This window comes from Amazonocrinis nigriterrae CENA67 (assembly GCF_016056305.1).
Lineage (GTDB): Bacteria > Cyanobacteriota > Cyanobacteriia > Cyanobacteriales > Nostocaceae > Amazonocrinis > Amazonocrinis nigriterrae.
This window is the reverse complement of sequence record NZ_JAECZC010000012.1, coordinates 13,111-31,255: the sequence shown is the minus strand read 5'-3', so window position 1 is coordinate 31,255 and position 18,145 is coordinate 13,111. Positions and strand designations below refer to the sequence as shown.

Below are 18,145 nucleotides of genomic sequence, written 5' to 3'. Positions count from 1 at the left end.
TAATCCTTATTGAAGTAACAGAACTTTCTCACACAAATTCATCATTAATCAAATTAATTGATGAATCTCCCTATTACTCTGTCCACAAAACAGGAAATATTGCTGGATCGCTATAGTCTGGATAGCCGTTTGGCAGTTTGCGACACATACGGTCAAGAAAGTGATGAATTTGTTTTCCGTTATTCCAGAAAGGTTGATATCGGTTGTCATAATCTTGTAAATATAAAGCGAATGCTAAGCGGGGTAAATTGCTGTGATTAGGATAACTACCGTGAATAGTCAAACTATGATGAAAACTAACTTGACCTTTTTTCATAATTATGGGTACTTCCACAATCTTTCGCCCTTCTTGAGCAAATGTGTTTTCTATCTCTTTAAGATTCTGATTATTGAATGATCGCATATGTTCAGTACCTGACCATTTATGACTACCATCAATTACAACTAATGGTGATCTATAAACATCAGTATCGTGGAAGGGAATCCAAGCAGAAAGCATTTTATTAGAGGTGCAGTTAGAAGAGTAAGAGTAATCAGTATGCCAACCAACTACCCCCTCACCTTCATTAATTGTTGGTGCTTTGTAAACTAGCGTATCTTCAAACAGCCGAATTCCTCTAGTCCTAGCTAGTTTAGCAGCGATCGCCCCAATCATTGGGTGCAAGAGCTTACGTAGTTCTTTCTTACGATAAGAAACATGTTGATTATTGCGTACAGCGTTCCCATCTCCAGGTTGCCAATCACTATAACCAGTTTTGTAGGGAAGAGTTGCATCTCGTTCTCCACGATAAAATTTTTCACTACCCAAAATTGCTTCATCAATAATTTCGTCAGGAATCACTTTTTGAGAAATATACCAACCGTGTTCCTCATAAAAAGCAACATCCTCATCTGTTGGTAAAAGAGCCATTTGCTCTTGTGATAAACGCTGAGTTAAAGCTTTCATGTAATCTCAAATCTCCTTGCTTCCAAGCTTGAAAATAATTGGGCGATCGCTAAATATAATAGACTTCTTGAGTTACTTCCCAATCAGAGAGTAAGTCAGCTTGCCAGATTGTTTAAAAAAATCAGTAATTTTTGCTGCCACACGAGCAATATCATCCAAGGAATAACGTTGATCTGTGGGAATTGTCAGAATTCGATTTGACAATTCTATTGCTAAGGGATCATTGGATGATTTGTCTGGTGTAGTTTGTAACCAATGAATTGCTGGAAAAATATTTTGAGCTATGAGATATTTACGTAAATTATCGCGGATGTCTTGACTTTGACAAACTATTACACTGTTAAATGGTACAGAACTGATAGGCCATGAACTAAACAGAGGCATCCAATTCGGATGCTTTTCAGTTAAGCTCCAATTTAAAAAATGTCTAATGTTAGTTTCCCTTAGTTGCCTAAATTTTGCAATGTTCAAGCAACTCAATATCACAGAAGTGAAGGTTGAAGCTACACAATTAGTTTCATCATCAAATTCTTCCTCACTTTCAATTTCTAGCTGTCGAAATATATCTTTCGAGATATTGGCACCACTAAGATAGGCTCGCTTTAATAGCATTGCAGTCAGTCTTTTATCGGCAGCCTGTGACTTTGAAGAAGAAGCTTTGGGCAGCTTCATATTTTGCGGTGACCAGATAATACCCCCATCTGGAATTGGCAGAGTTTTTCGCAAAGATGCTATAGCATAGTGAGCTGTACTCTGCTGCGCCCAAGAAGAAAAAGGATCGTGGGTATGGTCTTCAATTAAGATAATATCATCATGCTGAAATAGCCAATCTTGCCAAACTTTCCCTTGCCTGATGCCAAATAAATTAACTGCTAGTACTAAATCACCAGGTAAAGTATTAAGCGTGTTAAAATCTGGGGATTCTTGAGTAGGTAAATCTCGATACCAACATACATCAAAAACTGTTTTGAGTTTGGCTACAAAATGCATACATAAGAACGATGGTATATGCAGCCTTAAGCGATGTATTTGGTGCTGTTGCAACAGAGTTGCCATAGAGAATAAGCAAGCTGTGCCAGTGGAAAATAACTCGTAAGATTCAGGTAATAAAGTTTTTGCCGCTGATAGCATTACCATATCATTTGACCAATCAAATTGCGAGCCTACTTCCCATCGATTTTTCATGTGTATTTACCTCAAACACAGCTGCTTTTGCGATTAATTGCCATCATCTAACAAAGCGTGACAGTTCATTGTCCAGTTTTACTGCCTTTAAATTCTTCGCCTGTAGCATGACCTGGTTGGCTAATTGCTTCTTGTTGCAAAACTTTCAATATCGTGAGCAAAAGAATTTTGAAATCAAGCCATAGACTCCAGTTATTTACATACCAAACATCTAATTTGAATTTCTTTTCCCATAATCCATCTAATATTCGGCGACCATTAATTTGTGCCCAACCTGTAATACCTGGTTCAACTTCATGGCGACGTGCTTGTTCAGGGGTATAACGGTCGAGGTACTCTACTAGTAAAGGACGCGGCCCAACAAAACTCATATCTCCTTTTAAGACATTCCAAAGTTGTGGGAGTTCATCGAGACTAGTTTGGCGCAGGAATTGCCCAAAGTTTGTGAGACGTTCTTCATCAGGAAGAAGGTTGCCTTCAGCATCGCACTCATTTGTCATAGTGCGGAATTTGTAGAATTTAAAAATTCGAGCTTTTTTACCAGGACGTGGTTGAGTAAAAATTACTGGACTACCCATTTGGAAATAAATAGCTATCCCAATTATTAGCATCACTGGAGATAGAATCAACAGAGCGATCGCTGCTACAACTCTATCTAAGACAGACTTAACTACTCTGCTATATTTTGTGTGATTAACTTGCAAATTTTTAGCATTCATACACACATATCTCATTATGAGTGAGCCAAAAAACTCTAGTCAATATGATATTGTTACGGAATAAATTTACCTACAGAAATGTATGCAGGGTAAACAGCAAATTATCTATTAGTGATAACTCTATTGCCGTATTCCACACCCATTTTTATGAAGAGTATTTTGGGTGGTTAATCTTAGCTAATTATAGCTACATTTAAAAATTATTAATTGCCAAATTGGTACTTGTTTCATCTAAATGAATACCTAATTTCTGATAGAAACTTGCCAGTCTTTTAAAAACTAGTTCTTCATCATATTCAGCTTCAATGCGCTCACGTCCTGCGTTACCATAGGCTTGCCTTAATTGATTATTAGACAGGAGTATTGCCAAGGCTTCAGCTAACTTATTACTATCTTGAGGTGGCACAATTAAACCTGTTTGTTGATGCACCACAGCTTCTCGACAGCCTCGAATATCTGTGGCTACAACTGGTAAATTCATTGACATTGCTTCTAGAATAGACCGGGGTAATCCTTCATGAGTAAACGTAGGTAGGGTAAAAATATCTAAAAGCCCCAAAATCTCTGGTATATCTTGACGTTCACCTGTCAAGGTAACGTGTTGCTCAATTCCCAGTTTGTGAATTTTTTCTATAAGTTCTGTATGGAAAGGTTCAGGGTCTGTGCTGAGTTGACTGCCAATCACTAGAACGTGCAAATTAGGAAATTGAGGTAGTAGTTTGGCTGTGGCTTCAATTAAGTATCCACTTCCTTTTTTACGAGTTAAACGCCCAATTGTGCCAATTATTAAGTTAGCAGTTTCAGGAATATCGAGGGCTTTACGTAATTGGCTTTGATGGCTCGGATCAAGGCGATCGCGATGGAAACGATAAGTATCTACTCCATTGCCCAGGTAACGTAATTTATCTGATGGACAAAGACCTAATTTTTTTGCTGTGGCTATATCTTCATAATTTTGACTGAGAATCAAATCAGTGATGAAAGCAACGAGTTTCTCAACAGTAAAGTAAAAACGATACTGTATTGGAGATGATAAATCGTGGAATGGCAAACCGTGGGAAGTATAAACAATACGTTTAGTACCTGCAATTTTAGCCGCAATACGTCCTAAGACAGCAGCAATTGGTGTATGTACATGAACAAGGTCATATTGATTATTCCGGATTAGTCTTGCCAGATTATAAATACTTCTCACATTAGAAATCAAAGAAATTTTCCGGTCAATTTGAATTGAATGAACTATGTATCCCTTCTCTCGTAATTTTTTTGTTTCTACTCCTGAAGAACAAGCTATTTCTACTTGGAGATTACGAGACAACAAATATTTAATTTGTGGAAGTAAAAGTGTTTGTGCTGTGTCATCTACTGCACAAATATGCAAAATTTTCATTTGATTTCTCTACTTAGAATGATTTGATTTTGCTCAGTAATTAGATACCAAATATCTGATGTGATTAAGTAGGTAGCTAAAAATAAACATGACTATGTTACGAAACGTAAATATGCCTGAAACTCTTACAACTGACAACTGACAACTAACAACTGACAATCCTCACTAGTCACCTTTATTCGCATCAACCTACTTATGTATACAAAGACTTAATCCACTGCCATTCTTGAGTTAAGCCGTCTCTGAGAGAAACCCGCGGCTGATATCCTAAAATTTTCTGCGCCTTAGACACATCAGCAGCCGTGTGACGTGCGTCTCCCATGGCCTTTTCTATATAGTTCTTTTTGATTGGTTTACCAATGATTTCTGCCATTGTGTCTAAGATTTCTGCTAAAACCACTCTGCTACCGCCACCAATATTGAAGATTTCGCCTACTGCTTGGGGTACGGTAGCGGCAGCTAAATTTGCAGCGATCGCATCACTCACAAATGTAAAGTCCCGCGTTTGTTGTCCATCACCGTAAATGGGAATTGTCTCATCTTGTAAAATAGCTTTGAAAAACTTATGAAACGCCATATCGGGGCGCTGTTTGGGGCCATAAACTGTGAAATAGCGCAATGCTACAAAAGGCACACCAAAGTTTTTGTAATACAGTCCACATAACTGTTCAGCGGCTAGCTTAGTAATTCCGTAAGGAGAAACAGGTTGTGGACAAATCTTTTCGTGGGTGGGTAATGTTTCTGCATCACCATAAACACTAGAAGTAGAAGCAAATACTAACCTTTTTAAGTGTTTAGCATCCTTGGCTGCTTCCAGCAAAATTTGTGTTGCATTAATATTTCGTTCAGTGTAAGCGCAAAAACCTCGGCCCCAACTTGCTCTTACCCCCGCTTGTGCTGCTTGATGAAAAACAACATCAACATCCTTAAGAAGAATATGCCAATCTAAAAACTGTATATCTCCTGTGATTAAATTAAAGCCAGGATAATTTTGTAAATGGGCAATATTCTTATACTTTAAAGCAGGGTCATAGTAATCATTGAATTCATCAATACCGATAACTTCTTGACCTTGTTTTAATAACGTTTCTACAAGGTGAGAACCAATAAAACCTGCGGCTCCGGTAACGATGGTTTTAATCATAAATACTGAAATTAGTAAGGTTTATCAAACTAGACCTCAAATCACAAATTATTCTAGGAGTAGTACTGCTACATTCACCAAGGAGTCGAGTTTTTCAGCAATACAGTCTGCTGATTACTGTTGTTTAACGTGAGTCTCCAACGCAGGCGCACCTACGGGAATGGCGAAAGAAAACTGCGTTTTCTTAGAAGTTCGATGAATACTGTTTCGACCTCTCCCCCAACCCCTCTCCTACAAGGAGAGGGGAGTAAAACCCTTATTTTTTCGTTACTCCTCCCTCGCCTTGTAGGAGAGGGAGGCCGGGAGGAAGAGGTCTGTCAAACTCAGGTTTGTTTAACCAAAGTTCTGTCTGATTACGCACATATTTATAAAAAGCGATGCGCTGCTCAGACAAAATTTCATCTATATACTCTTTAGCTGTCTCTAAGTTGCGAGCTGACATGGAAGCCATACGTTCTGCATCAGTTACTACCTCTCGAATTTTTTGAGCTAAAGCAGTCACATCACCAGGAGGTACCATATCCTCAGGAGGTAGTAGTTCAGGTATGCCGCCCACTGTTGATCCGATGCATGGTAGCCCCCGTGCCATTGCCTCAATCATCGCCCTCGGTAAACCTTCTTGATAGGATGGCAAAACAAATAAATCGGCTTGATCTAAATCAGCACGAACAGCATCGCTAGATGAAAGTTGACCTCGAAAATAAATACGTTCTTTCAAACCTAGCGCCGTTGCTTGCGCCTCCAATTCTGTACGATGCTTACCATCTCCTACCATAATTAACTTCAGGTCTAAACCCTCTTGTACGCAAGCTGCAACAGCCTTAATGAGGATATCTGGAGCTTTATATAGTTGAGCCATTGTACCAACAAAAACTAGCCGAAAACTCGTAATTCCTTGACGAAGAGGACGGGGCGCACTTAGGACTATTTCTTTTGGTAGGCATACATCTGATACTCCATCTGTATAGTTAGGGCAAGGATATCGTTGCTGCAAAGCTTTTTTAGTTACATAGAGTGCAGCAGGTGCCTTAAAGCATTGTTGCTTCAATTCGTGAGAAAATAACCGACGGAATATCGGACTCAAGGGATGTTGGACAGAACCTGGTGCAAAAACATCGTAAGGATCGGCAATAATCTCAACACCGTATGGTCTTAGTGATGGTAATAAACGCCAAACTTCTGAACCTATTGTGCAAGGTAGACGTAACTGTATAGCTTCAGCGTTTTTGACTGCCTCACTAATAGTTTTTCTGACGCTGATGTATTTTTTGATAAACTCCCACGGCCCTACAAAATAAGGTACTGGAACCGCCTTGATTCCTGGCCCGGTTACTTTTTTCCATCCACTTGGTGGAGTTAAATGTAATTTGGCACGTACAAGTATATGAACTTCATCATAAACATTTAGATATCTGCTCCACAATTTATAAGCTTGCGACTCACTTTGAGACCATAGATTCCCGTCACTGGTTAGGGCAAAACGAGCTGGTGCTGAAACTAAAACTCGCATTTATGATTTCCTCAATTTTTTATTTGCCTACTCTATCTGCACCACGGGGCTTTCACGATTTTCTTACACTTCTTCAGCGCTTTGTCTATAGCAGAATCGATATTGAATTGGAGTGATTCTCCTTTTTGAATCTTGGCTTTGGCGCGTCGGATAGCGTCTTCTGCACCTTTGGGAATTCGATTCTGCCACCAATCCATATTTTCGCTACGTATCCACACATACTGATCTGCCGTGCGGAGTCCGTGGTAAGTGTTGTGTTCTAACAACTTTAGTCGCTCATTGGGTGAAAGAAAGTGTGGCATTCGGACACCATACCAGTTGTTATCAGTACTATTTGTAGGCTTTTCAAACAGGTCAAGTACGAGATCAACATAGACTGCTTGACCAATCTTGACGTGGCGATCGTATTTCGCCTGATTCACTTTATCCACAAGTACCCGTGCATCTTTGCGGATAATCTCGCGTATGCCATCAAACCAAGCAGCACGGTATAAGTAGTATGCTTGTTCATGTCCATCAATAATATCGGAGTCTGACTGAACTGCATCTAACATCCCATTGACGAAAGCTGGCCATAGCCCATAATCATCATTGACGAGTCGCGACTGCAACTTAATTGGGTCAGTTGTCTCTGCTAGCAAACCCTTCATCCAACTCAATAGACCAAGGGCGAACACTTCCATATGAGGTTGCGTTGTTTGTAAAATTCTCATAAATTGGGCACCACGTTTTCGTACCTGCTTTTGATACTCTTCAAACGTCTTGCTGTCATGTTGGAGTTGATCTTTGTAATACCAAGGACTCTCGCCGTATGTTTCTGGATCTAAGGCAATGCCTTTAAATCCAGCAACTTTGGCTGTTTTAGCAAAGTTACGAATGTTGCTTTCAGCAGTTGTCCAATCAGTATCGTTGAACCAGTCCCACCCTTTCTCCATAGTTGACCACATCAACACGAAATTATTAGTAAGTTTAGAGGTAGTAGTAGCAGCAAGGTCTTTTCGGTTTTGGGTAAAAGCTGTTTCTGGATAAGACGTTTTCCTAAATACTTTTTTCCCCGCATCGAGTTTAATAATTATGCCATCAAATGGAGATTTCTCCATCTGCTTAATATGCTGCTGAAAAAATTCAGGAGTCGGTGCATCCCAGCCGTACTCGATCAATTTCTTAGTGCTTGATTGGGGTTCTGCTGGCTTGATTAGCAAGTGCATCATTAGTGTAACTATGAGGAAGGTGCAACCTAAAAGAAGTTTTTTATTGATTTTTTTATTTATCCTACGCATTTTTTTAAAACTTTCAAATTAGGAGTATATATTTACTTGTCAACAATTATCTTTGATAGCTAATAATTTTATGTTGCCGCTGAGATGCACTAACACCATAATTCAAACATAAAGCACCGAATAAGAACATCCACCATAGGGTACTAACTGTTGTAGCCTTAAAAAGAAAAAAATCAAAAAACATTGAAAAACCTGATGTAAAAATTGCACAAAAGAAAATTGGATATCGTGCGCCTCTAAAATTTTCAAATAAGAGCTTAACTAGAATAAACCATATAAATGCAAAATAAATTAGGCCAGGAAGTCCTAATTCAACAATACATAAGAGAAAGGTAGAATGAGGATGGTATAAAAGAGAGCCATAAGGATTCCATACTAAATCAAAATATTGACCAGTTTCACGGGGATTTTGAGTATCAGGAATATACCAAGGCCAATAAGAACCATAACCAGAACCAAAAATATTAGTTAGTTCGCTACGATTTTCAATTATTTGAAAAGATGTTAAGTATGTATCTTGACGACTTGTATCTTCTAGAGACTGAAGACGATCTGTCTTAGCTCTGGAATAAAAGAGTAACATTGTAGATGTCGTCACAATTAACACTATCGCTAAAGAAATAACAGCATACTTTCTGTTTTTGATAAACAGAACTAAACATGTAAGCAAAACACTAAGAAGTATAAACGCACTACGTGAGCCTAAACTGATAATAGTCAGTAAAAGTGAGAAAACAATGCTGAGTTTTAATAAACGTTTGCTTGGATTTTGAAGTATTTCATCAATAGCAAATCCTAACGCTGGCACTAACATAAAATATCCAGTGGTGGAACCAAACAAAGGCCCGCGTACTCGCTGTATACCGAAATCGTTTCCTTGGGAATCATTGAGGGTTGTCCATCCCAAAGAAAAGAAGGACTGTGCTGTGTATAATAACCCTACTAATGCCACAAAAATAGTTAGTCTCCATAAAAAAGAATGCAGTGATGTAAATTTAATTTTTGCAATTAAATAATAAGCAAGCAAACATGCTGAACCTGTCAAAACTAGTGTGTAAAGCATTGCCATACAATTGCTTTTATCCATGCCGCTCCATTGTATAGATGTTGCTGCATAAATTAGCAAAACAACTGTGAATAGAGGTAAGTAATGATGCCAATGTTTTAAACGAGTATTAATCGGATGCTTGTTTTTCACTTGCAGTAAAAAGTAGAAACCAGCTATTGGAATAATTAATAAATCTTTGAGACTAATTGGTATAGATTCAATTGTGAACAAAGAAGTTTGGGTGGAAGGTAAAAACGACCAAGATAGAAGAATTAACCAAAATGGTAGTTCTAACATAAATTATGAAAAATTATTTATTTTATTGCTTGGATAGACTTGTCTGATAGATTTTTTCTAGCTTTCTCACACCTACTTCAATGTTGAAAGGGCTTTTTTCTACAGCAAGTAAAGCATTGGCTTGAGAGATAGTTGCAGCTGATGCTTTTGCAGCCAAAACCGTCTTTGCCCAGGTGGATGCTGATTCTGATAAGGACATTCTTTGCATTAGAGGTTTAACTACATCTGCCTCATCGGGAACAACATCTGAGAATACACAGACTAACCCTGCAGCTTGTGCCTCGATTAGCGCCAATCCTAGACCTTCGTGCAAGGACGGAAACAGAAATATATCCATGGCTCCTAACATGAGTCTGGGTACATCAGGACGAAGACCAGTGAAGATGACACGATCTGCTAAGCCCATCTGAATGACTTTCTGTTCTATATCTGGGCGTAATAATCCGTCACCTATTAGTAAGAGGTGCATTTTTGTTTCTTGCTTAGCTATCTCTGCGACAATATCTAACAAAAACTGATGATTTTTTTGTTGCTCAAATCTGCCGACATGACCAATTACAAAAGCTTCTGGGGGTATACCTAGCTCAGCGCGAACAGCTTGCCGATCAGTTTGGTTGTGAAATGGCAGCAAGTCCATGCTACAGCAAAACGTCTGCCAACGTTTGTCAGTTTGCCAGCTTGAACCAAATAGATTAACTGCTGCTTTACGGCTAGCTGCTAAGCCCAAGGTGGCATATTGAGTAATCCACCGTTTCATCAAGATTAAATATAATTGTCGATATAATCCTGCAACAGCTTCTTTTAAAGATGTATCGTTATGAGAATGGGCTATGCAAATAGGTACACCTGCTTGCCGTGCTAGACGGAGAACATAGCCACTAAAGTGATGAACATGACTGTGAACAATATCATAAGAACCATACTCGTCTAGTATACGTTTGAAATTGTTAGCGTAGAACCAGGGTCGTGATGGATGAAGGCAGGGAATAACTTTACTACCAAGGGCACGAATTTCTTCATCGTAAGCACAGGGCTGGGTTGTGTGAACTAGGAAATCCATGTGGAAGCGATCGCGATCAATGTGTCGCAAAATGTGCATTAGCCAAGTTTCAATCCCTCCCCGATTCATTCCCCCAACAACATGAAGGATACGTATTGAAGATTTGTCACCTAATGTCATGATTTTATTTTTCTCCCTATATACTCATGGCGCTTTGCAGTGCATAAAAAATAGACCTCTTTCATAAATCTTTTTTTGCCTCACGCATAAAACTGTAGTGGTGAGCCAGTAGGGTATTGGGGGTTCGTTTTTTCGTTAATTTAGCTTTAGCTCAAGATAAGAATAAGTATCTAGTTATCATTAACCTAATTTTTTATTACTAACTGATGGTAGCTAATACTTGCGATACTTTCTTACCTATTACATCCCAGTTTAATTGAGTTTTGACTTTGTGTTGTGCATTTAATGACATAGCTTTTAACATAGAAATATTACTCAGTAAATTGATAATTTTTACAGCCAAAATATCAGCAGTCGGTTCTGGAATCACAATACCATTTACTCCATCATCAACAATGTCTGGCATCCCATCATTATCTGAAACAATGCAGGGAACTCCATAATTGAAAGCTTCTACTAAAAACAAACCATAAGGTTCACAATAAGCAGGTGCTACTACTAAATCTGATTTGAGAAAAAGATTTTGCTTTTCATCTGCTGATGAAATATATCCCGGATTCTCAACACCATTTTCACGGATCGCTAATTTTTCGCCGATAATTACTAATTTGGCTTCAGGTAATACTTTTTTTACCTGCCTAAATGCTGCTAAAACCAAGCTTCCACCCTTTCTTTCAAATTCTGAACCATTAAATAAAATTTGCTTGCTCCCGAAACTCTTTTCTCCTTGATAAAGTTTTTGAGAACGACTTGAAGAACCAACAACAGTAATTTTTTCAGATTGGATTCCATAGTCTTCTATCAAGGATTTCTTGACAATATTACCCAAAGTAAAAATATGAGTAGCTTGTTGATAAGCTACTTTTTCACAGTCTAACCAATCAGTAAATTCTTTTTCGTCCTTAAAAGGTGCCCAAGGAGACCAATTTTTTTTAGCTAAACCCATCGTGTAATCTAAATAAATCACATAAGGGATATCAAATTTATCCCAAAAGGGGCAAAACATACAAAAGACATGAAATACTAAATCTGGAACATATTCTAGTTGCCTAATTTTACGCTCTGTATTACGTGATCTAGTGATAAACGTCTTTTGATTTTTCGCAAATCTATCAGCTGTATTAGGTGAAATACGTTCTAAGATTTTGTTGTAATAGCCTCTAGCTAGTATATCTAATACTTTGAATTGAAATAATTCACCCGATGGCAGACATTCTACACGCTCAAAGTATAAAGACATTGCTTGAAATAAACCTTGACGGCGATTTATATATTCACTAGCACCTGTGACTAAAATCCTTTTAATTACCATAGTGGTTTATCCTTGCTTAAAAGATATTACTTATTTTCAATTAATTTAATAGATTGGGGGTGTTTATGCAGAGCATGAATAATTACTACTGAACTGAAAACGACTTGTACAATTGCTGCGATAATTAGTGCGATCGCTGCTCCTATCAATCCCATTCTTGGTAGCAACCATAGACAAGCTATGGCTGAGATAGTTACTACAGTACTAAACAAAGGCATTTGAATCCGAAAGTACCTAGCAGCCGTCATTCCATACCCTAAGAAAGACGATATGTAGTTAATGCCAGCAACAACCATCAACCAAGTAAATAGATTGGTCTGTTCAGCATATTCAGGTCTATATAAAAAAGTCAGGACATGCCGTCCACCAATTACAGCTATTAAGACACCAGTTCCACCTAATAAAGCAGCTATTCCTACCAACTTGAGTAAGAGTGTGCGAAAAGCTATGTAATTTCCTACTGCATAATACTTGGCTAGTCTAGGGCTAGCTGACTGCCCTAAAGCACTCACTACCATACCTCCTGCCACCATCAAATAGGCTAAAGCTGCAAAAATTCCTAGTTCTCTCTCCCCCAAATAATGCTCAATAAAGTAGCGAGGAATATTGGTATTGAGTGAAATTAGCATCATCACAAATCCTAAAGGCAAACAAAGCCATACCAAGTTTGTGAGAGTCTTCAGCTGCCAAGATGGTTGTAATTTTGACCTCTGCTTGAGTATTAACAGACCACTACCAATGTCATAACTAAACAACACAATAGCCCAAGCAAAAACTAACCCAACTGCACCCCACAAAACACTACCGGATATATATACTCCAATGCCTAGTAGTAGCAGTGATAGAGAACCCTTAATCATCAGCGACACTGCAATTCTATCCATGCGTTCGTGCTGCTGAATTAACCCATAAAATACGTCGCTAATAGACTCAAATGTCTTTGCCAAACCAATTAATAAAATAACTAGAGATGTTTCCCACCGATATCCTCCTGATAAACTGATGACTACAATAATCAGCAGTGCTAAGGCTACCGAGGTTAGTCTTAAACCTAGATAATCGCTGAAAAAATACTGTTTTTTGGCATCTGTTGCTTGGACAGTTCGTAGTTGGAGATTTGTAAACATAATAACGGGAGCTGTTACCGCCAGTCCCAAGGTAAATTGCCCTACCATCTCTGGACTACCGAGTTTAGCCAAAACTACAAGCATTCCCCACTGACAACCTGCATAAACAGCATTACCAATGAATGTCCAGGAAAAGTTGCGACGTAGTGTTAGTGCCTTACTTTCTTGCATACACTTAATTGGGAATTGGGAATTGGGCATTGAGAATTGGGAATTGGGAATTGGGAATTGGGAATTGGTTATTTATTCTTCCTCATCTTTCCCTGCTCCCCTGCTTCCCCTGCTCCCCTATGTCTAACTGATTGTGCCTTTTGCCAAAACATTTATATTTGAATTTGTGAGAACTACACTATTTGTTGTGGCGTGTATTGCCAGATTATTTTCTAAATATTTTGGTTTGTATCCTGCTACTACTTGTGCTAGCAAAAATAAGATAGAATTTGCATCATTTTTAGCTGCTACCGTACATAATTGTTCTACAGTTATAGCTAGGTTATCTGGAATAATTCGGCTGGCATTTTTGACAACTAATAGCTTTTTATGTTGGGTCGGTTCATACTCTTCACCTTCAACAAAAAGTTCCTCAAATAACTTTTCTCCAGGTCTTAAACCTGTAAATACAATGTCAATGTCTTTGTTGACTTCATACCCCGAAAGGCGAATTAGTTCTTCGGCTAGGTCAACAATTTTTACAGGTTCACCCATATTCAGCATTAAAACTTCACCACCACGACCAAGGACTGTTGCTTGTAAAACAAGTTGAACTGCTTCGGGAATAGTCATGAAATAACGACAGATATCGGGATGGGTAACGGTTACTGGCCCACCTGTGGCAATTTGTTTTTTGAAAGTCGGAACTACACTACCACGACTACCCAAAACATTGCCAAAACGCACAGCAACATAATGATTTCCACTTTCTTTAGCAGCTTGCAAAACTAACATTTCGGCAACTCTTTTACTAGCTCCCATAATATTGGTAGGATTAACTGCTTTGTCAGTGGATATCATGACAAAATGTTTGACATCGTATTCTAGTGCGAGTTCTAGTAGGTTTTTTGTACCAATCACATTATTGGTAATTGCTTCTGGTGGATTTAATTCCATTAGGGGGACGTGCTTATGAGCCGCAGCATGAAAAATCACATCTGGTTGAAATCGCTCAAAAGCATGTTTTAATCTAGACTTAAACCGAATATCAGCAATAAAAGTGTAAATATGAGGAATGTTTCTCAGGGATGTGCCATCTTTTTTGAGTAGTTGGACAAGTTGTTCTAGTTCTTGTTGAATGCTAAATACAGAATTTTCTCCATGTCCAATCAGTATGATTTTGGCAGGATGGCATTTGAATATTTGACGACAAAGTTCACTACCAATTGACCCACCTGAACCTGTGATTAATACTGTTTTACCGTTGAGAAATTGAGATACTCGTTCAATCTCTGTCTGTATGGGTTCTCGTCTGAGTAAGTCTTCTATCCTGACATCCCGAATACTATCTACCCGCACACGACCATTGAGAATTTCATGTATTCCAGGTAAGGTGCTAGTTTGGACTCCAGTAGCTTTGCAAATATCGACGATTTCTCGAATGACTTTACCAGTAACTGTAGGCATGGCAATGATCACTTTCTGGATATGTAGAGATTGGACAACATCAGGAATTTTGTAGCGATCGCCTACTACAATAATCCCACGAATGGATACATTTAATTTCCGAGGATCGTCGTCAATGAAAGCAATAGGGTGAAACCCTAGCTGGGGATTTCTTTGCATTTCTTGAATTAGGGATACTCCCGCACTACCAGCACCAACAATTAGAACTCGTTCCTGTGGTTTAAATACTAATTGCCGTTGGTTGACTCTTTCTACAACCCGAAAACTGAAACGCAGTGCGCCAATGAAAATACAAGAAAGTAACCCATCAAGAAGTGGTAGCGATCGCGGCAATGTTTCAATAACTGGATACAATGTATTATCAATTCCCTCAAATAGCATGGTTTGGATAGCTACCGCACCCACCATTAACATAGCTATATATATCAGTTCTTCAATACTGGCATAGCGCCAGTAACGCTTATAAAAACCATAATTCCAAAATACTGTTAGTTTGACTGCTAAAAACAGTATTGTTGCGATTCCTAATTCTAAGATATATTCTTGAGGCTCAACATTGCCATCTAAACGCAGAAGCAAAGCTAAGAATGGTGTGATTGAAAAAACAATCATATCACAAATAAACAAATGTCTATTTCTCAGCTTCAGCAATTTACCCAATAAACGATTAATCACTTGTTTAACGATTTTGTGAAGAGTAAAGGATAAGAGATTCACAACTGTAAAGACCTCCATGTCAATCTACAGAATTATCTCAATTACGAATAATTTACCATTATTCAAAGCTATTAAATGAAAGTTGATAGCTTTGAATAATATTAGTACGTCAATTTTGTTTTATGAAATACCTATTTTGAGGTAAATTAAGCACGGCATTTTTAATTAAACTCAATTCCACTAAAATTTACCCAAGCAAGCTAAACGTTGTTTGGTTTCAAAATTAATATAGTGGAGAATCAATCAGCATAAATTACCTATTACTAAAGGTATTTAACTTCTATCAAACAATGGATATTCAGCTAAATACAACAATTGTCTTGACTAATCACGAGATATTGACAAGAGTATAAAAGTATATGATTGTGGGGTGAATTGGATAATTATTTTTATTCAATTTGGATTTGGTAACTTTTCCAATTCCTCATATACTCTTACCAATCCACACTTTGATACCCTATTTTTAACAGAGTTAACAGATACTGTAAAAAGTCAGCAATCGTCAGGTAACATATATATCTCTGAGTGTCAATGCTGGAGAGAATGATTTTCCAGACCAACGCAATACCTTGATCTTTGGAAATACTTGTATTGATACTTAACTGGAATGAAGGAATTTTTTAACTTTTACCCTTTTCCTTGAAACTTACGGGTAATTGATAGATTCAAAAATCATTCATTAGAACTAATGCGTTATCGTAGCGAACATCACATAAGAGTTTCGATTGTTTGTTTCGCCAATCAGTGATGCCATTATCATCTTCCGTAAAACAGATATCATATGAAACAATGCACCCTTTCATAAAAAGACCTTTGTAATTGGTCATAGTTCAAATATGGTATTTGTCAAAATTGAGTTGATCTATTATTGAAAAATCTCATTTTGAGCAATAACATATTTTTGCTGTACGAGTGATATACATCTCGTTTTGAGAACCTAACACTTCAAGCCAGGTAATCAACTTGTTAATGCTATGACCTGCCGTAGTGTTATTACTATTGTATACAACCATAAATTTTGTAGCAGCTTTTTACTGCTGATGTCACGCCAATTTGTCATTTTTTCTTGAGTAGAGAAAAATCTCAAAAAGGATTGACATACACTGGTATTAAAAATTAATTTTTTTTCAAGATTTCTGCTAGTATATCTACAGCTTTATCCAATAGGTTATACTCAAGTTAAAAGCTAAATTTTGTAGACAATATATAGGCTTTATTGGTAACCTAAACCAAATTGCTATAGTAACTATTTTTACAATTTAAAAATTTGACTTTCACCCCAGTTTATATCCCTAAGTTTTTACAGCAAATAGAAAATTTTTTTGAAATAGGGGTGTACTAATACCTTTTGCTTAAGGGAAAATAGCCAATGAAATCTTATCTAAGACTTATTATTTGAGGAATTATCCTTCATGATTTATTGAGATAATAATAGACCTCTTGGTAAGAGGTCTACAGTTCCCTAGGTAAGGAAACGCTATCTTTGAGCGCCACCTCACCGCTGCGTGTCTACGCGTCCTTTAACTAACCTTTGCTTGTAAAGACTTGAGTAACTCAGTATTAACACCCGACTCACGAGTTAGGGCAATTTTGCCAGTGCGGGCTATTTCCCTCAGACCAAATTTTTGTAGCACCTGGACGATCGCCACCATCTTACCAGGGTCTCCAACAACTTCCAGGGTTAGAGAATCTTCTGCTACATCCACAACTCGCGCCCGGAAAATCTGAGCCAGTTCGATCACTTCTGAGCGGTTGCTGCTAGTAGCGTTCACCTTCAGGAGCATCAATTCTCGCTCTACACAAGGAGTTTCAGTAATGTCCTGTACTTTGAGGACGTTGACCAGCTTATAGAGTTGCTTAGTGAGTTGTTCGATGACGCGATCGTCACCAGGTACAACCATAGTAATGCGCGAAACTCCTCCCTGCTCAGCGGGGCCAACAGCAAGGCTTTCTATATTGAAGCCGCGACGGGCAAATAAACTAGAGATGCGGGACAGAACACCCGCCTCATCTTCTACAAGAACTGAAAGGGTATGTTTCATGTTCGCCAACACAGGCTCAGGCAACATTTCACTAATGTAAACACTAGCTGATGTTTGCCCTACACGTACTGCTTTAAATTGCTAAATTGTGAGTTTGATCTCCTATTGTAAACTTAATCTCTGCACTCATTACACTTTCTACAGAGAAGTTATCTACAAATCTGAAAGTAGAGTCTGGCGTGAGTGCATATCTTTTCCACGGCAGATGTTGATTGTCTGTAAAACACTTATGCTTAGATGTTATGAATCTTTGATACAAGGAAGTGTTTATGGGTTGGTTAAAAAGACTTTTTGGTTTAGAAAAACCTCAAGATGCACAAGTAAATCCCACTCCCCAACCAGTACCGCAAGCTGCTACTACCGCTACTCAATCAATTCCGCCAGAACGTCTAGGATTAAACGGAGAATATGACCAAAGTGGTTTAGCCAAACGGGTAGCTTTGGCCTTTGATCAAGACCAACAACTGGACGATGTTAATACCCTCTGGGTTGCTCAAACAGGCAGTACTGTAGTACTGAAAGGCAAAGTTCCCAGCCAAGACATTCTCAACAAAATGACATCTGTGGCGCGATCGGTTAATGGTGCTACAGATGTAGACACTAACCAAGTTACCATCGGCTAGTGTTGAAG

The 18,145-nt window shown here is 38.3% G+C and carries 14 protein-coding genes; 1 reads left to right on the top strand and 13 read right to left on the bottom strand.

All coding sequences use genetic code 11. The features are described from left to right. Nucleotides 1-73 precede the first annotated feature (73 nt). The 13 genes from I8748_RS09310 to ilvN form a co-directional block, all read right to left on the bottom strand. Nucleotides 74-946: a phytanoyl-CoA dioxygenase family protein gene (locus I8748_RS09310; protein WP_198124336.1), complete on the bottom strand. Its 873-nt coding sequence runs from the start codon at nucleotides 944-946 to the stop codon at nucleotides 74-76. Between the two features lie 72 nt (nucleotides 947-1,018). Beyond that, the gene (locus I8748_RS09305; RefSeq protein ID WP_198124335.1) at nucleotides 1,019-2,131 is read right to left on the bottom strand and encodes an aspartate aminotransferase family protein; all 1,113 of its coding nucleotides are present in this window, start codon (nucleotides 2,129-2,131) and stop codon (nucleotides 1,019-1,021) included. Between the two features lie 65 nt (nucleotides 2,132-2,196). Beyond that, a complete protein-coding gene (locus I8748_RS09300) occupies nucleotides 2,197-2,850 on the bottom strand; it encodes a sugar transferase (protein WP_225896367.1) in 654 nt (217 codons plus the stop codon). A gap of 193 nt (nucleotides 2,851-3,043) precedes the next feature. Next, a complete protein-coding gene (locus tag I8748_RS09295) occupies nucleotides 3,044-4,240 on the bottom strand; it encodes a glycosyltransferase family 4 protein (RefSeq protein WP_198124333.1) in 1,197 nt (398 codons plus the stop codon). 193 nt (nucleotides 4,241-4,433) lie between these two features. Continuing rightward, a complete protein-coding gene (locus I8748_RS09290; protein ID WP_198124332.1) occupies nucleotides 4,434-5,384 on the bottom strand; it encodes an NAD-dependent epimerase/dehydratase family protein in 951 nt (316 codons plus the stop codon). A 256-nt stretch (nucleotides 5,385-5,640) separates the two neighbouring features. Then, nucleotides 5,641-6,894 (bottom strand): glycosyltransferase family 4 protein, encoded by a 1,254-nt coding sequence (locus tag I8748_RS09285; protein ID WP_198124331.1) that lies wholly within the window; start codon nucleotides 6,892-6,894, stop codon nucleotides 5,641-5,643. 32 nt (nucleotides 6,895-6,926) lie between these two features. After that, the gene (locus tag I8748_RS09280) at nucleotides 6,927-8,105 is read right to left on the bottom strand and encodes a hypothetical protein (protein ID WP_198124330.1); all 1,179 of its coding nucleotides are present in this window, start codon (nucleotides 8,103-8,105) and stop codon (nucleotides 6,927-6,929) included. Between the two features lie 115 nt (nucleotides 8,106-8,220). After that, the gene (locus I8748_RS09275; protein ID WP_198124329.1) at nucleotides 8,221-9,519 is read right to left on the bottom strand and encodes an O-antigen ligase family protein; all 1,299 of its coding nucleotides are present in this window, start codon (nucleotides 9,517-9,519) and stop codon (nucleotides 8,221-8,223) included. 22 nt (nucleotides 9,520-9,541) lie between these two features. Then, entirely contained in the window at nucleotides 9,542-10,699 is a 1,158-nt protein-coding gene (locus I8748_RS09270; RefSeq protein ID WP_198124328.1) for a glycosyltransferase family 1 protein, read from the bottom strand. 199 nt (nucleotides 10,700-10,898) lie between these two features. Further along, nucleotides 10,899-12,011: a glycosyltransferase family 4 protein gene (locus I8748_RS09265; RefSeq protein ID WP_198124327.1), complete on the bottom strand. Its 1,113-nt coding sequence runs from the start codon at nucleotides 12,009-12,011 to the stop codon at nucleotides 10,899-10,901. Between the two features lie 26 nt (nucleotides 12,012-12,037). Next, the gene (locus tag I8748_RS09260; protein ID WP_198124326.1) at nucleotides 12,038-13,309 is read right to left on the bottom strand and encodes a lipopolysaccharide biosynthesis protein; all 1,272 of its coding nucleotides are present in this window, start codon (nucleotides 13,307-13,309) and stop codon (nucleotides 12,038-12,040) included. Nucleotides 13,310-13,432: 123 nt separating this feature from the next. Beyond that, nucleotides 13,433-15,472 carry a polysaccharide biosynthesis protein gene (locus tag I8748_RS09255; protein ID WP_198124346.1) on the bottom strand — a complete coding sequence of 680 codons (2,040 nt, stop codon included), beginning with the start codon at nucleotides 15,470-15,472 and terminating at the stop codon, nucleotides 13,433-13,435. A gap of 1,520 nt (nucleotides 15,473-16,992) precedes the next feature. Further along, nucleotides 16,993-17,514 (bottom strand): acetolactate synthase small subunit, encoded by a 522-nt coding sequence (ilvN, locus tag I8748_RS09250; RefSeq protein WP_096560378.1) that lies wholly within the window; start codon nucleotides 17,512-17,514, stop codon nucleotides 16,993-16,995. A gap of 269 nt (nucleotides 17,515-17,783) precedes the next feature. Here ilvN and I8748_RS09245 point away from each other — a divergent pair, with 269 nt between their 5' ends. Continuing rightward, the gene (locus I8748_RS09245) at nucleotides 17,784-18,137 is read left to right on the top strand and encodes a BON domain-containing protein (RefSeq protein WP_198124325.1); all 354 of its coding nucleotides are present in this window, start codon (nucleotides 17,784-17,786) and stop codon (nucleotides 18,135-18,137) included. The last annotated feature ends 8 nt before the right edge of the window (nucleotides 18,138-18,145 follow it).

What these genes read in the sequence shown, in the direction of transcription:
- I8748_RS09270 (WP_198124328.1), bottom strand. Translation starts at nt 10,699, where the DNA reads ATGACATTAGGTGACAAATCTTCAATACGTATCCTTCATGTTGTTGGG.
- I8748_RS09265 (WP_198124327.1), bottom strand. Translation starts at nt 12,011, where the DNA reads ATGGTAATTAAAAGGATTTTAGTCACAGGTGCTAGTGAATATATAAAT.
- I8748_RS09245 (WP_198124325.1), top strand. Translation starts at nt 17,784, where the DNA reads ATGGGTTGGTTAAAAAGACTTTTTGGTTTAGAAAAACCTCAAGATGCA.
- I8748_RS09300 (WP_225896367.1), bottom strand. Translation starts at nt 2,850, where the DNA reads ATGAATGCTAAAAATTTGCAAGTTAATCACACAAAATATAGCAGAGTA.
- I8748_RS09260 (WP_198124326.1), bottom strand. Translation starts at nt 13,309, where the DNA reads ATGCAAGAAAGTAAGGCACTAACACTACGTCGCAACTTTTCCTGGACA.
- I8748_RS09285 (WP_198124331.1), bottom strand. Translation starts at nt 6,894, where the DNA reads ATGCGAGTTTTAGTTTCAGCACCAGCTCGTTTTGCCCTAACCAGTGAC.
- ilvN (WP_096560378.1), bottom strand. Translation starts at nt 17,514, where the DNA reads ATGAAACATACCCTTTCAGTTCTTGTAGAAGATGAGGCGGGTGTTCTG.
- I8748_RS09305 (WP_198124335.1), bottom strand. Translation starts at nt 2,131, where the DNA reads ATGAAAAATCGATGGGAAGTAGGCTCGCAATTTGATTGGTCAAATGAT.
- I8748_RS09290 (WP_198124332.1), bottom strand. Translation starts at nt 5,384, where the DNA reads ATGATTAAAACCATCGTTACCGGAGCCGCAGGTTTTATTGGTTCTCAC.
- I8748_RS09280 (WP_198124330.1), bottom strand. Translation starts at nt 8,105, where the DNA reads ATGATGCACTTGCTAATCAAGCCAGCAGAACCCCAATCAAGCACTAAG.
- I8748_RS09310 (WP_198124336.1), bottom strand. Translation starts at nt 946, where the DNA reads ATGAAAGCTTTAACTCAGCGTTTATCACAAGAGCAAATGGCTCTTTTA.
- I8748_RS09275 (WP_198124329.1), bottom strand. Translation starts at nt 9,519, where the DNA reads ATGTTAGAACTACCATTTTGGTTAATTCTTCTATCTTGGTCGTTTTTA.
- I8748_RS09295 (WP_198124333.1), bottom strand. Translation starts at nt 4,240, where the DNA reads ATGAAAATTTTGCATATTTGTGCAGTAGATGACACAGCACAAACACTT.